The organism is Kribbella sp. WER1 (assembly GCF_054189145.1).
Genome location: NZ_CM135186.1, coordinates 1,472,985 through 1,487,422, shown reverse-complemented (window position 1 = coordinate 1,487,422; position 14,438 = coordinate 1,472,985). Strand labels below are relative to the sequence as shown.

Here is a 14,438-nt window from a genome sequence, read left to right as displayed (position 1 = left end):
CCCCATGGAGGTCATCGAGGTACCGGGCATCGCGGGCGTGCTGCTGTTCCGGCCCGCGCCGCATCGCGACGAGCGCGGGTTCTTCTCGCGGACGTTCGACCGGGACGTGGTCGCGAAGGCCGGGCTGGATCCGGACGCGTTCGTCCAGGACAGCATCTCCCGGTCCCGCAAGGGCGTCGTCCGCGGCATGCACACCCGCTCCGGGCAGGGCGAGGCGAAGCTGGTGCGCTGCTCGTACGGCGCGGTGTTCGACGTCGTGGTCGACCTGCGGCCGGGGTCGCCGACGTACCGGAACCGGGAGACGTTCGACCTGACCGGCGACAACCAGGTGACGGTCTACGTACCGGCCGGCTGCGCGCACGGGTTCCAGGCGCTCACCGAACCGGCGGACGTCTCGTACCGGATCGACCGGGCGCACGACCCGTCCGAGGACGTCGCGATCCGTTTCGACGATCCCGACCTCGGGATCCCGTGGCCGCTGCCGGTGTCGTTGATGTCCGACCGCGACCGTGCCGCATCACCACTCGCCCTGGCCACTGCGAGGCTGACATGAACTTCGAGAAGTCCATCGCCGCGAACAAGCGGCTGCACGACCTGATCCCCGGCGGCGCGCACACCTACGCCAAGGGCGAGGACCAGTTCCCGGCGGACATGGCGCCGGTGATCGACCGTGGCGACGGCGCGCACGTCTGGGATGTCGACGGCAACGAGTTCGTCGAGTACGGCTCCGGGCTGCGCGCGGTGAGCCTCGGGCACCGGCATCCCCGGGTGCTGGCGGCGGTCCGCCGGGAGCTGGACCGCGGCAGCAACTTCGTCCGGCCGAGCATCGTCGAGCTGGAGGCCGCCGAACGCTTCCTGGCCGCGGTGCCGACCGCGGAGATGGTGAAGTTCGGCAAGAACGGTTCGGACGCGACGACCGCCGCGGTCAAGCTGGCCCGGGCCGTCACCGGGCGGCCGTTGGTTGCCGTGTGCACCGATCACGCGTTCTTCTCGATCGACGACTGGTTCATCGCCCGGACGCCGATGGCGGCCGGCATCCCGGACGCGATCGCGGACCTGACGGTCGGCTTCCCGTACGGCGACCTGGCCGCCACCGAGGAGCTGTTCCGGCAGCACGACGGCGAGATCGCCTGCGTGATCCTGGAGGCCGCGACCCAGCACGACCCGCCGCCCGGGTACCTCGAAGGGCTGCGCGACCTCGTCCACCGCCACGGTGCGTTGCTGGTCTTCGACGAGATGATCACCGGCTTCCGGTTCTCCGAGGCGGGCGCGCAGGGCTTGTACGGCGTGACGCCCGACCTGTCGACGTTCGGCAAGGCGCTCGGCAACGGGTTCGCGGTGTCCGCGCTGGCGGGCAAACGCGAGTTCCTCGAACGCGGCGGGCTGCGGGACGTCCACGAGCGGGTCTTCCTGTTGTCGACCACCCACGGCGCCGAGACGCACGCGCTCGCGGCCGCCGTCGCGGTGATGGACGTGTACGCCGAGGAGGGCATCGCCGCGCGGCTGCACGAACGTGGCGAGCGGCTCGCTCGGGGCGTTCGGGAGGTGGCGGCGGCGGCCGGCGTACAGGATCACGTGGTGGTCCGCGGGCGGCCGGGCAACCTGGTGTTCGCGACGCTCGACGAGGACCTGCAGCCCTCGCAGCCGTACCGGACCCTGTTTCTCCGGGAGCTGATCCGGGGCGGCGTGATCGGCCCGTCGTTCGTGGTCAGCAGCGCGCTGAGCGACGCCGACATCGACCGCACCGTCGAGGTCGTGGCCGGCGCCTGCCGGGTCTACCGCGACGTGCTCGACGCCGGGAACGTGCACGCGGTCCTCGGCGGCCGTCCCGTCAAACCGGTCTTCCGGCGCTTCGTCTAGGGGGAGGAAGCCGATGTCCAGAATGCTCGGGCGGTTGCGTGATTCCCTGGCCGGCCAAGGCGTGTTCCACGGGCTGCGGTGGCGGGTGACGTCCCGGCAGGCCGTGTTCACCAAGATCTACGACTCGGCGACGTGGGGCAGCGCCGAGTCGGGATCCGGGACCGGGTCGGAGCTGCGCGCCACCGACAACGTCCGCGCGCAGCTGCCCGATCTGCTGGAACGGCTGCACGCGACCTCGTTGCTCGACGCACCGTGCGGCGACTTCAACTGGATGCGGCACGTCGAGCTCCCGGTCGAGCAGTACTACGGCGTCGACATCGTCGAGGGCGTGATCGCGGAGAATCGGCGTCTGTACGCCGACGACCGGCGCAGCTTCGCGGTCGGCGACCTGACCGAGGCCGAGCTGCCGCACGCGGACGTGATCCTCTGCCGGGACTGCCTGGTGCACGTGTCGTACGCCGACGCCGCGCTGATCCTCGAGAACTTCCGCCGGACCGGCGCGACCTGGCTGCTGCTGAACACCTACCCGGAGGTCGAGCGGAACCGGAACCAGTTCACCGGCAGCAACTGGCGGCAGCTGAACTTCGGCCTCCCGCCGTTCGGCTTCCCGGACCCGGTCGAGTCGATGGCCGACGGCGGCGACGTCGACCCGAGCCGGCTCGCGCTCTGGAAGCTCCCGGATCTGCCCGCCGTCCAGCCGAACGGAGCACCACGATGACCAGTACGCCCCGACTCAGCGTCGGCCTGCCCGTCTACAACGGCGAGGAGTACCTGCGGCCCGCGCTGGACGCCGTACTCGGGCAGACGTACACCGACTTCGAGCTGGTGATCTCCAGCAACGCGTCGACCGACAGCACGGACGACATCTGCCGGGAGTACGCCGCGCGTGACCCGCGGATCCGGTTCCACCGGCAGGACCGGAACATCGGAGCCGCGCCGAACCACGACTACGTGTTCCGGCAGAGCCGCGGCGAGCTGTTCAAGTGGGTCTCGTCCGACGACCTGTACGCGCGGGACCTGTTCGAGCGTTGCATCGCGCTGCTCGACCAGCATCCGGAGGCAGTACTGGCGCACTCGTGGGGCGCCGCGATCGACGGCGACGGGACCGTGACGCAGGCGCTCGAGTACCCGCTGAAGACCGACGCGCCGCGCCCGTCCGAGCGGCTCCGGAGCATGATGCTCGACGGGGACACCCCGGGCGCGCTGTGCGCCGACGACTTCTACGGCGTGATCCGCGCCGATGCGCTGCGCAGCGTGAAGCCGCACGGCAGCTATTACCACGCGGACTACACGTTCACCGCGCAGTTGGCGTTGCTCGGGACGTTCGTGCAGGTCCCGGACTGGCTGTACTTCCGGCGGCACCACGCGGGGCGGCTGTCGCTCTCGGACATCAACACCGCCTGCGCGAACCTCGACCCGAAGCGGTTGGACCGGCGCCGCAATCCCGCCGTCCGGCTGGTCGCGGAGTACGTGCTGAGCTGGTTCAGCGCGGTCGGGCGGGCGCCGTTGTCCTGGAAGGAACGGGTCGCCTGCTACGGCCAGATCTTCCGGTGGATCGGGAGCCGGGTGTCGCGGCGGCTGCGGCGCTGGTACCCGGCGGAGCCGCCGTCGACGTTCGGCACCGTCGACGGGCTGTCGGTACGGGCCGTGGTGGCCGGGCAGGAGGCGAGCTGAGTGGTCCGGTCAGGGGGCCTTCGGGTGGGGTTGTTCGGGCGGATCGGCGCCGGCAACCTCGGCAACGACGCGAGTCTCGAAGCCGTCCTGCGCTACCTGCGCAGGGATCATCCCGATGCGGTTCTCGACGCGATGTTCACCGGCCCCGAGCCGGTGGGGGAGCGGTACGGGCTGCCCGTCGTCCGGCTGAACTGGCTGCGTCCGGCGGCGCGGTCACGGTCGCGGTTGCTGCACGTGGTGCTGACGATCCTGCGGATCGCTGTCGGAGCGGTCGCGGACGCGATCTGGATCGGGGCGTGGGTCCGCGGTCACGATGTGGTGATCCTGCCCGGGATGGGGCTGTTCGAGACCGATCTGCCGCAGCGCCCGTGGGAGTTCCCGTACTCGCTGTTCCTCGTGTCCGTGGCCGGTCGGCTGTTCGGTACGAAGACGGCGTACGTCAGCGTCGGCGCGACCGTGGTCGAGCAGCCCGTCACCGGGCGGCTGCTCAAGATCGCGTGCCGGCTGGCGCACTACCGGTCGTTCCGTGACCAGTCGTCGCTCGACGCGGCGCGCCGGATGGGGATGGCCGGCGCCGACGATCCGACGTACCCGGATCTGGTCTTCGCATTGCCCGTCCCGCCCGCGCCTCCGGAGCCGAGCGGGGTGGTCGCGGTCGGAGTGATGGCGTACGACGGGACGCCGGCCGACCGGCACCGCGCCGACGAGGTCCGGGCGGCCTACGTCGCGAAGATGACGCAACTGGTGCGGTCGCTGGTCGACGACGGGCGCCGGGTACGGCTGATGATCGGTGACTTCAACGACGAACCGGTCGTCCAGGAGATCCTCGCCGACGCGAGGGCACGCTGGACCGGGTCGGGCGAGCCGCCGGTGGTTTTCGAAGGATTGTCAACAATCGACGATGTGATGGCCCAGCTCAGCCAGGCGGACACCGTCGTCGGGACCCGGTTCCACACCGTGCTGGTGGCGCTGATGCTCGGCAAGCCGACGGTCGCGATCGCGTACGGGCGCAAGCACACCGAGCTGATGAACCAGCTCGGAGTCGGCGCCTGGGTGCAGCAGATCGCCGGCCTCGACGCGGACCTGCTCGAGAAGCAGGTCGCCGCCCTGGAGAACGACCGTGAACAGATCACCCGCACCCTCACCGAACACGTGACAGCCAACCGGGTACGCCTGTCCGAACAGTTCGACAGGCTGTCCGCGCAGCTGCTCGACGCGCCGCGGACGACCCGCGTGGGGGAAACGTCGTGACGGGCATGCACGCCCGGCCGGGGCGGCGCGGGGTGGCCGGCAGACTCGGGTGGGGCATCGCCGACCAGGCGGTGTCCAGCATCGGCAACTTCCTGCTCGGGGTGTTCGTCGCACGGTTGCTCGGGGCAACGGGTCTGGGCGCGCTCGGGCTGGCGTTCCTCGCCTACTCGGTGGCGCTGAACTGCTCGCGGGCATTGTCGACCGACGCCCTGATGGTCCGGTTCAGCGTGTCCGGTGACACCGACCGTCGCCAGGCAGTCGCGGCCGCGAGCGGCGTCGCGATCCTCGTCGGCATCGCCGGCGGCGTGGTCTGCGTACTGATCGGCCTCGTCCTCAGGGCGACCACGCCTGGCTCCGAGCCCGGCGCCGCGTTCATTGCCCTAGGCATCGTCCTGCCCGGCCTCACGTTGCAGGACAGCTGGCGGTCCGCGTTCTTCGCCGCCGGACAGGGCGTGAAGACGTTCGTGAACGACACGCTGTGGACAATCCTGCTGCTGACCGTCCTCTTCGTCGGCCGCTACCTGGACTTCGGCATCACCGCCGCACTGCTCACCTTCGGCGGTACGGCGGCGGTCGCCGGCCTGTACGGGATCCGGCAGGCGGGCGTCCTGCCGCGACCCGCCGGAGCGATCGGCTGGTTGCGCAGTCACAGCGACCTCGGACTGCGGTTCCTGGTCGAGAACGTCGTGCTCGGCGCGGGCGGGCAGATCCGGACGCTGATCGTGGCGGCGAGCGGCGGCCTGGCCGCGGCCGGTGCGATCCGCGGCGCCGAGATGCTGATCGGCCCGGTGGCCGCGTTGCTGATGGGCGTCGGGCAGGTCGCCGTACCCGAGGCGGCGCGGGCGTTGAGTCGCGGGCCGCACGCGCTGTGGAAGTTGTGCGCGGCCCTCAGCGGTGGATTGTCGGCAATCGCCGTGTCCTGGGGCGTGGTGATCCTGGTCGTGTTCCCGCTCGGGATCGGCGAGCTGGTCCTCGGCAGCGTGTGGCCGGACGCGCGGGCGCTCGTGCTCGGCGTGGTGATCAGCTCCGCGGCCGGCTGCCTGTACGTCGGGCCGTCGGCCGGGCTGCGGGCGTTGGGGCGTGCCGACAAGACCATGCAGTCGCAGCTCGTCGCGACATCGATGTTCGTCGTCCTCGCGGCCCTCGGCGGAGTGTTCTGGGAAGCGCAGGGCGTCGTGTGGGGGTCCGCGATCGCGTCGGTACTCGGCATCGCCGTCTGGTGGAGCCGCCTGGTGACCGCGCGCCGCGACCACGTCGCCGCCGCCCAGCAAACCGCAGTGGCCTAGGGAGAACGTCGGTATGAACAAGCTGGAGATCGTGGTCGCGACGCCGATGCGGCCGGCTGGTACGTCGGGTCTGCAAAGTCACGTGCGGACGTTCCACGAGTACCTGCAGGGAGCGGATCGCGCCGCCGCTGTGGTGAGCCCGTTCTCGTCGCGGTCGGTGCTGCTGACGCCGGTGTTCGCCGCGCGGATCGGCCTCCGCTGGTTCAGCAAACCGGCCGGCGTCTGGTGGTACCGGCACTGGCACGCGCACTATCTCGAGCAGGCGCTCCGTCGGCAGATTGTCAACAATCCTGATGTCGTCATCTATACGCAGTGCCCGGTGTCCGCGGGCGCCGCCCTGCGGGCGCGGACGACGCAGCCCGTCGTGATGGCCGCGCACCTCAACATCTCGCAGGCCGACGAGTGGGCCGGGAAGGGCGAGCTCCCGGAGGGCGGCCGGCTGTACCGGTCGATCCGCGCGTACGAGGAACGGCTGCTGCCGGAGCTCGACGGGATCGTCTACATGTCGGAGTTCGCGCGGTCGGTCCTGGCGGAACGGATCCCGGCGATCCGGCGCGTCCCGTCGGCCGTCGTACCGAACCCGGTCAGCCCTTCGGCAGCAACAGCCACGGGGGAGACGGCCGACCTGGTGACGGTCGGATTCCTCGAAGGACGGAAGAACCAGGCGTACCTGATCGACGTCCTCGGCGCCGCCGCCCGGCGCGGGCACCGCTACACCGTCGACATCATCGGCAGCGGCCCGGACCGCCGCGCACTCCAGAGCCGCGCCGACGGCCTCGGCATCGGCGACCAGGTCCGCTTCCTCGGCTACCAGGCCGATCCGCCGTCGCTGCTGCCGGGCCACCGGCTCTACTGCCACACCGCGACGATCGAGAACCTCCCGATCGCGATCCTCGAAGCGATGGCCGCCGGGCTGCCGGTCCTCGCGGGCGCGGTCGGCGGTATCCCGGAGATGGTCGCGCCCGGGATCGAGGGCCGGTTCTGGCCGCTCGACGACGCCGAATCCGCCGCCGGGCTGCTGATCGAGACCCTCCAGGACGAGCCGCGCCGGGTCGCGATGGCGGTCGCCGCGCGCCGCCGTGCGGAGACCGAGTTCTCCCGCGAGACGGTCGGCGGCCGGCTCGCCGCGTTCCTGGACGGCACCCGCCGTCGGCCGGCGGACCTACTCGTCCAATCGCCGTGACGAAAGATCCTGACAAGGTTCGGCGCCAGGCGTCGCCCGGGGCCCGCTCCCGTAGTAATCTTCGGTGACCCGTCGCCTAAGCGCGGGTTAACAAGGACACACTGCACGCCGCAGCGGACACCCTGCGTGGCTGAGCAGTTGCGGGAGGGAACAGGACCGCTGTGAGCGGAGCAGAAGCGCCGGACGCGGTGGACAGCCTGGAAGGCCGGCGTCCGCTCTGGGTCGTCCCGCACGAGGTCCCGGCGATCGTCCCGCTGCCGTCGCGGTCGACCGAGCCGCGCTGGGTCGGTGTGTACCGCTGGGCTGCCGTCGGCGGGGACCTGCTCGCCGCGATGCTCGGCGTCTCGATCGCGTTGCTGACCCGGTTCGGGTACCACGTCGGCTCCAGCTACCTGATCGTGAGCAGTCTGCTGCCGATCGCCTGGGTCGCGGTCGTCGCGTTGTCGAAGGGGTACGACCCGCGGTTCTTCGGCGCCGGGCCGGACGAGTTCCGCTCGCTGCTGCGGGCCGGCGTCGGGCTGACCGCGGCGGTCGCGATGACGTCGTACGTCACCAAGGCCGAGATCGCCCGCGGCTTCGTGGTGCTGGCGATCCCGGTGATGGTGATCGCCGCGCTGCTGCTGCGGTACGCGCTGCGGAAGGACCTGCACCGGCATCGGGTCCGAGGTCGCTGCATGCACAGGGTTCTCGTGGTCGGGCGCAGTGGCCCGGCCGCGACGCTGTGTGAGCACCTCGAGAGCCGCCCGACCGACGGTTTCCGGGTCGTCGCGACCTGCCGTCCCCGTGGCGACAACAGCGCCGCGAGCAGCGCCACGACCGAGGACGCCCCGCTGCACCCCGACGAGCTGGACGAGCCAGACATCCTCGCCGCCGCCGACCGGCACGCGGTCGAGGTGGTCGCGATCGCCACCGACCCGGAGCTGGCCGGCCAGTCGCTGCGCCGGCTGTCCTGGGCGCTCGAGCAGCGCGGCGTCGAGCTGATCGTCTCGCCGGGCATCATCGAGGTGGCCGGCCCGCGGATCTCGGTCCGCCCGGTGGCCGGCCTGTCGCTGCTGCACCTGGAGCGACCGTCGGTCAGCGGCGGCCCGCACCTGATGAAGGCGGTCTTCGACCGGGTGGTTGCCCTCGGCATCATCCTGCTGCTGTCCCCGCTGCTGATCGGGCTGGCGCTCGCGGTCAAGCTGACCAGCGCCGGTCCGATGCTGTTCCGGCAGCAGCGGGTCGGTCGCGCCGGCGTCGAGTTCACGATGCTGAAGTTCCGCAGCATGTACGTCGACGCCGAGCAGCGGCTGTCCGACCTGTACGCGTTGAGCGACGGCAACGGCGTGATCTTCAAGATGCGCAACGACCCGCGGATGACCCCGCTCGGCCGCTGGATCCGCCGGTTCTCGCTGGACGAGCTGCCGCAGCTGTTCAACGTGCTGCGCGGCGACATGTCGCTGGTCGGCCCGCGCCCGCCGCTGGCCGAGGAGGTCGCGCTGTACGCCGCCGACGACTCGCGGCGGATGCTGGTCAAGCCCGGGATGACCGGCCTGTGGCAGGTCAGCGGCCGCAGCGACCTGTCCTGGGACGAGTCCGTCCGCCTCGACCTGCGGTACGTCGACAACTGGTCGATGACCCTCGACCTGCTGATTCTCTGGAAGACCGTGCGCGCGGTGATCTACGGCGCAGGAGCGTACTGAATGGACTTGCATGCCCCCGTGTACGTCGCGGGCCATCGCGGCCTGGTCGGATCCGCCCTGTGGCGGCGGCTCGACGCGGCCGGATACACCAACTTGATCGGCGCCTCGTCGGCCGAGCTGGACCTGCGGGACCGGGCCGCGACCTTCGCGTTCCTGCGCGAGCACCGCCCCGCTGTGGTGATCGACGCCGCGGCGCGGGTCGGCGGGATCCTGGCGAACCGGGATCACCCGACCGAGTTCCTCAGCGACAACCTGCGGATCCAGGTGAACCTGATGGACGCGTGCCTCGAGGTCCGCACCCCACGGCTGCTGTTCCTCGGCTCATCGTGCATCTACCCGAAGTACGCCGAGCAGCCGATCCGTGAGTCGAGCCTGCTGACCGGCGAACTGGAGCCGACCAACGACGCGTACGCGATCGCGAAGATCGCCGGCATCATGCAGGTGCAGGCGGTCCGTCGTCAGTACGGCCTGCGCTGGATCTCCGCGATGCCGACCAACCTGTACGGCCCGAACGACAACTTCGACCCCACGTCGTCCCATGTGCTGCCGGCGCTGATCCGCCGCTTTCACGAGGCCAAGGCGAGCGCCGCCGATGAAGTGGTGCTGTGGGGGAGCGGTACGCCGCGGCGCGAGTTCCTGCACGTCGACGACCTCGCGGACGCGTGCCTGTTCCTGCTCGAGCACTACGACGAGCCGGAGCCGATCAACGTCGGCGTCGGTGCCGACGTGACGATCCGCGAGCTGGCCGAACTGGTCGCCCGGACCGTCGGCTACACCGGTGCCCTGAGCAACGACCTGTCCAAGCCGGACGGCACTCCGCGCAAACTGCTCGACGTGAGCCGGCTGCTCGCGCTCGGCTGGAAACCCTCTGTTTCGCTGGAAGACGGTGTGGCCGCCACCTACCGCTGGTACGTGGAGAATGTCACATGAAGAAAGCCTTCATCACCGGGATCACCGGCCAGGACGGTTCGTACCTGGCCGAACTGCTGCTGTCCAAGGGTTACGAGGTGCACGGCCTGATCCGCCGCGCGTCGACCTTCAACACCAAGCGGATCGACCACCTGTACGAGGACCCGCACGCCGAGGACAAGCGGCTGTTCCTGCACTACGGCGACCTCACCGACGGCTCGCGACTCGTCACGCTGCTGGCGTCGATCCAGCCGTCCGAGGTGTACCACCTGGCCGCGCAGTCGCACGTCCGGGTGAGCTTCGACGAGCCGGAGTACACCGGTGACACCACCGGGATGGGGACGACGCGGCTGCTCGAGGCGATCCGGATGATCGGCCTGGACTGCCGGTTCTACCAGGCGTCGAGCTCGGAGATGTTCGGCGCGACGCCCCCGCCGCAGAACGAGGACACCCCGTTCTACCCGCGGTCGCCGTACGGCGCGGCGAAGCTCTACAGCTACTGGATGACCCGGAACTACCGCGAGGCGTACGACATGTTCGCGGTGAACGGGATCCTGTTCAACCACGAGTCGCCGCGCCGCGGCGAGACGTTCGTGACCCGGAAGATCTCCCGCGCCGTCGCGGCCATCGCCACCGGCACGCAGGACCGGCTGTACCTCGGCAACCTGGACGCGGCCCGCGACTGGGGCTACGCCCCGGAGTACGTCGAGGGCATGTGGCGGATGCTGCAGCACGACACCCCCGCGGACTACGTGATCGCGACCGGTACGTCGTACTCGGTCCGCGACTTCGTGGCGCTGGCGTTCGAGCACGTCGGGCTGGACTGGGAGAAGTACGTCGACCACGACCAGCGGTACGAGCGCCCGACCGAGGTGGACTCGCTGATCGGCGACGCGTCCAAGGCGACCAGCGAACTCGGCTGGAAGGCCCAGGTGCACGTCCCGGAACTGGTCCGCATCATGGTCGACGCCGACCTCGGCAAGCTGACGGGCGCGGACGCATGAGCCGGGTCGACGTCCTCGGCATCCACGTCAGCGTGACGAACCTGGACCGGACCGTGGAGACCTTCGCGCGCTGGATCGACGGCGGCGAACGGCAGCTGGTCTGCGTGTCGGACATGAACGCGTTGCTGCACGCCCGCGCCGACGCACGGCTGACCGAGGTCTACAACACGTCCGGCCTGACTGTCCCGGACGGCATCCCGCTGGTGTGGGCGGGGAAGAAGGCCGGCTTCGCCGAGATGGACCGGGTCGCCGGGCCGGACCTGCTCGAGCGGGTGCTCGCGGAGGCGGCGGACCGCGGCTGGACGCAGTACTTCTACGGCGGCGCGGACGGTGTCGCGGAGGAGTTGCGCGAGCGGTTCCAGGCGCGGCACCCGGCGTTGAAGGTGGTCGGCGTCGAGTGCCCGCCGTACCGTGCGCTCACCGACGCCGAGGACGCGGACACGGTCGACCGGATCAACGAGGCGCGGCCGGACATCGTCTGGGTCGGGCTCGGCGCGCCGAAGCAGGAGCGCTGGATGGCCGACCACCGGGACCGGCTGGACGCGGCGGTCCTGATCGGTGTCGGTGCGGCGTTCGACTTCCACACCGGCCGGCTGGACCGCGCGCCGCGCTGGATGCAGCGCGCCGGGCTGGAGTGGAGCTACCGGCTGTACAAGGAGCCGCGGCGGCTCTGGAAGCGCTACGTGCTGGGGATCCCGCGTTTCCTCCTGGGCGTGCTCAGGAATCCGCCGCGTCCCGTCTAAGGTGAGGCGGTGAAGTTCCGGCGGCCGAAGTTGCGTCGGCTGGCCGGTCCGGCCGGTCGCGCCACCTGGGGGTTGGCGGATCAGGGCCTGTCGAGCCTGAGCAACCTGGCCGTCGGCGTCGTCGTCGCCCGCTCCAGCACCGTCGCCGACTTCGGCGTCTACGCCCTGGCCTTCGGCGGCTACACGATCGCCCTGAACGTCTCGCGCGCCGTCTCCACGGAGCCCCTCGCGGTACGTCACTCCGGCAGCAGGACTCCGGAGTGGCAACGAGCCGTCCGGGCAAGTACGGCAACCGCCGTCCTCTGCGGACTGCTGGCGATGCTCGTCGGCCTCGCGATCGCCGCGTTCCCGGGCGTTCCGTCGAAGGGCGTGCTGCTCGCCTTCGCCCTGACCATGCCCGGCCTGCTCCTCCAGGACGCCTGGCGCTGGGCCTTCTTCGTCGTCGGCGAGGGCCAGAAAGCCTTCGTCAACGACCTCATCTGGCTGCTCGGCATGCTCGCGATCTTCGGCGCCCTCTACCTGACCGGTACGACGTCCGCGTTCTCGCTGACGCTCGGCTGGGGACTCGGAGCGGTGATCGCCGCGATCGCCGGCCGCTTCCAGGCGGGCGTCGCCCCGCGCCGGCAGCTGATCCGCGAATGGGTCCACCGGAACTGGGACCTGAGCCCGAAGTACGTCGGCGAAATGCTCGCGGTCTCCGGCACCATCCAGGTCTACATGCTCGGCATCACCGCGGCCGCCGGCCTGGTCGCGACCGCGGGCATCCGCGGCGCGCAGGTGCTGCTCGGCCCGGTCAACGTGCTGAACCAGGGGATCCGGATGATCTCGGTCCCCGAGGCGGCGCGGGCGCTCAAGCACTCGTACCGGCGATTGTGGCTGGTCGGCCTGGCGATCTCGTTCGGCGTCGGCGCCGGGGCGCTCGCCTGGGGCGCCGTCTTCCTGCTGCTGCCGGCCGTCGTCGGCCGCGAACTGCTCGGCCCGGGCGTCTGGACCCAGGCGCACACGGTCCTGATCCCGGTCATCCTGCTGCAGGCCCTCGGCGCCTCGAACGCGGGCGCCTTCGCGATCCTCCGCGCGCTGACCGCGGCGACCCGCGGCCTGCGGGTCCGGCTGATCTCGTCGGTGATCCTGATCGTCTGCGGGATCTCCGGCGCCTTCCTGTGGGGCCCGAAGGGCGCGGCGTGGGGGCTGGCCGGTGCCTCGTTCGCCACCTTGCTGCTGTGGTGGAACGAGGCGCACCGGGCGATCGCCGCCCACCGCCGCGCCGCTGCCGCCAGTGCTGCCGGTTAGGGAATCTTGATGCTCTTCGCGGCGCCCTTCATGATGTTCCGCCCGTCGTGCACCTCGATGTGGTACGAGTACGTCGAGCCACGCTTCAGCCCGCGGTCGACGACCTGGTAGGTCTTACGCGGCTGCCAGAAGTACGTCGTGTACTTGTTCGAGCCGACGTTCAGCGACCCGCGGAACACGTTGTACGTCAGCGTCAGGTTGTCGAGGTCGTACGAGTCGGCGTAGCTCACGTACACCCGGCCGGCCGTCGTCGCGGTCAGCGTCGGCGCCTTCGGTACGGCGGGAGCCGCGCCGCCCGGCAGGTTCGTGAAGCGGGTGATGCCGACCTGCAGCTGGCCGTTCACGTGCAGGAAGTCACCGCCGACCCAAAGGTCGGTGTCGGTACCGGCCATCGCCAGCGGGCCGACCTTCGTGGTGCTCTTCAGGTTCGCGTCGGTGTTCGGGAACCACGGCCCGAGGTTGCCGTTGATCGTGCTCTCCACCAGCAGGTAGTGCGTGCCGGTGCCGTCCGGGAACCCGTTCGGCGACGAGCTGCAGTTGTGCGCGTGCGACCCCTTGTAGAGCCAGCTGCCGATCGCCTTGATCGCCTCGGTGGCGCCCAGGCAGGTGTTCTTCCACAGCAGCTTGCCGGTCGACACCTGCGCGGCCAGTACGCCGTCGTAGCAGCCGGAGCCGTCGCCGCCGTTCGACACGTACACGTTGTCGCCGAGCGTGTCGATGTCCTTCACCCGCGTCGTACAGGTCGCCGTCGGCTTCGGGATCGCGGCCGCGGCCGGGAAGTTGAACGCGGCGCCGGTGGTGTTGTTCAGCATCGCCAGCGAGTAGTGGTCCTTGCCGTTGATCGTGCTGAACGGGCCGCCGACGAAGACCCGGGTGCCGTTGTCGGACACGTCGATCGCGTACACGTCGGCGTTGGCGTTCGGGTTCCACGGCAGCAGGTCGCCCTGGATCAACCGGACCGCGCCGAGCCGGTTGCGGACCGCGCCGTCGATCTTGCCGAACGCGCCGCCGATGAACACGCTGTTGCCGTAGATGGCCAGCGCCTTCACCCGGGCCGCGACCACCGGGTCCCAGGCGGCGACGAGCTTGCCGGTGGCGACCGAGAACATCGCGATCTTGCTGCGCCGGATGCCGTTCACCATCGTGAAGTCGCCGCCGATCACGACCCACTTGCCGTCCGGGCTGGTGGCGATCGCATAGACGGGGCCGTTCAGCACCGGCGCGAACGCCGTCGGCGCACCGGTCTTGCGGTTGAACGCCGCGACGTACCAGCGCTGCGTCTCCGGGGCCGCGCCGGACGCCTTCCCCGGCTGCCGGAGCCTGGTGAACAGACCACCGGCGAACACGGTGTCTCCGGCGATCGCGAGCGCGTTGACGCTGTTGTTGGTCTGCCACGAGGTCTGCTTGATCGCCGACACCGCAGACGCGAAGCCCGGGGTCGCCGCTTGCACAGGCGGTCCCGACGGGATCAGCGCCGCGGCTACGACAGCCGCTGCGGTGACAACGGCCAGCACTAACTTCTTCATTTGTGTCCTAACACAGGCGGGGTCCTACAG

13 protein-coding genes are annotated in these 14,438 nt (G+C 70.5%); 12 read left to right on the top strand and 1 reads right to left on the bottom strand.

Features of this window, described 5'->3' with window-relative positions; all coding sequences use genetic code 11:
* The first annotated feature begins 4 nt into the window (after positions 1–4).
* The 12 genes from rfbC to ACXJJ3_RS07185 all read left to right on the top strand — a co-directional run bounded on the left by rfbC (position 5) and on the right by ACXJJ3_RS07185 (position 12,882).
* Positions 5–553 (top strand): dTDP-4-dehydrorhamnose 3,5-epimerase, encoded by a 549-nt coding sequence (rfbC, locus tag ACXJJ3_RS07240; RefSeq protein WP_458169186.1) that lies wholly within the window; start codon positions 5–7, stop codon positions 551–553.
* Positions 550–1,860: a glutamate-1-semialdehyde 2,1-aminomutase gene (locus tag ACXJJ3_RS07235; RefSeq protein ID WP_458169185.1), complete on the top strand. Its 1,311-nt coding sequence runs from the start codon at positions 550–552 to the stop codon at positions 1,858–1,860. The genes rfbC and ACXJJ3_RS07235 overlap by 4 nt, the downstream gene beginning before the upstream one ends.
* 13 nt (positions 1,861–1,873) lie before the next feature.
* The gene (locus ACXJJ3_RS07230; protein WP_458169184.1) at positions 1,874–2,578 is read left to right on the top strand and encodes a class I SAM-dependent methyltransferase; all 705 of its coding nucleotides are present in this window, start codon (positions 1,874–1,876) and stop codon (positions 2,576–2,578) included.
* Positions 2,575–3,534, top strand: a complete 960-nt coding sequence (locus tag ACXJJ3_RS07225) for a glycosyltransferase family 2 protein (protein WP_458169183.1) — start codon at positions 2,575–2,577, stop codon at positions 3,532–3,534. Before ACXJJ3_RS07230 ends, ACXJJ3_RS07225 begins: the two co-directional genes overlap by 4 nt.
* A 24-nt stretch (positions 3,535–3,558) precedes the next feature.
* A complete protein-coding gene (locus ACXJJ3_RS07220; RefSeq protein WP_458169182.1) occupies positions 3,559–4,785 on the top strand; it encodes a polysaccharide pyruvyl transferase family protein in 1,227 nt (408 codons plus the stop codon).
* The gene (locus tag ACXJJ3_RS07215; RefSeq protein ID WP_458169181.1) at positions 4,782–6,071 is read left to right on the top strand and encodes a hypothetical protein; all 1,290 of its coding nucleotides are present in this window, start codon (positions 4,782–4,784) and stop codon (positions 6,069–6,071) included. Before ACXJJ3_RS07220 ends, ACXJJ3_RS07215 begins: the two co-directional genes overlap by 4 nt.
* Positions 6,072–6,084: 13 nt before the next feature.
* Positions 6,085–7,254, top strand: coding sequence for a glycosyltransferase family 4 protein (locus ACXJJ3_RS07210; RefSeq protein WP_458169180.1), 1,170 nt, complete (start codon positions 6,085–6,087; stop codon positions 7,252–7,254).
* Positions 7,255–7,415: 161 nt separating this feature from the next.
* Complete coding sequence (locus tag ACXJJ3_RS07205; RefSeq protein ID WP_458169179.1) at positions 7,416–8,936, top strand: sugar transferase; 1,521 nt, start codon at positions 7,416–7,418, stop codon at positions 8,934–8,936.
* Positions 8,937–9,866, top strand: coding sequence for a GDP-L-fucose synthase family protein (locus ACXJJ3_RS07200; RefSeq protein ID WP_458169178.1), 930 nt, complete (start codon positions 8,937–8,939; stop codon positions 9,864–9,866).
* Positions 9,863–10,849 (top strand): GDP-mannose 4,6-dehydratase, encoded by a 987-nt coding sequence (gene gmd / locus ACXJJ3_RS07195; protein ID WP_458169177.1) that lies wholly within the window; start codon positions 9,863–9,865, stop codon positions 10,847–10,849. Before ACXJJ3_RS07200 ends, gmd begins: the two co-directional genes overlap by 4 nt.
* Entirely contained in the window at positions 10,846–11,592 is a 747-nt protein-coding gene (locus tag ACXJJ3_RS07190; protein WP_458169176.1) for a WecB/TagA/CpsF family glycosyltransferase, read from the top strand. The genes gmd and ACXJJ3_RS07190 overlap by 4 nt, the downstream gene beginning before the upstream one ends.
* Positions 11,593–11,601: 9 nt before the next feature.
* Complete coding sequence (locus ACXJJ3_RS07185; RefSeq protein ID WP_458169175.1) at positions 11,602–12,882, top strand: hypothetical protein; 1,281 nt, start codon at positions 11,602–11,604, stop codon at positions 12,880–12,882.
* Here ACXJJ3_RS07185 and ACXJJ3_RS07180 read toward each other — a convergent pair.
* Positions 12,879–14,408: a fibronectin type III domain-containing protein gene (locus ACXJJ3_RS07180; RefSeq protein ID WP_458169174.1), complete on the bottom strand. Its 1,530-nt coding sequence runs from the start codon at positions 14,406–14,408 to the stop codon at positions 12,879–12,881. The two genes, ACXJJ3_RS07185 and ACXJJ3_RS07180, sit on opposite strands and share 4 nt — an antisense overlap.
* Positions 14,409–14,438 lie beyond the last annotated feature (30 nt).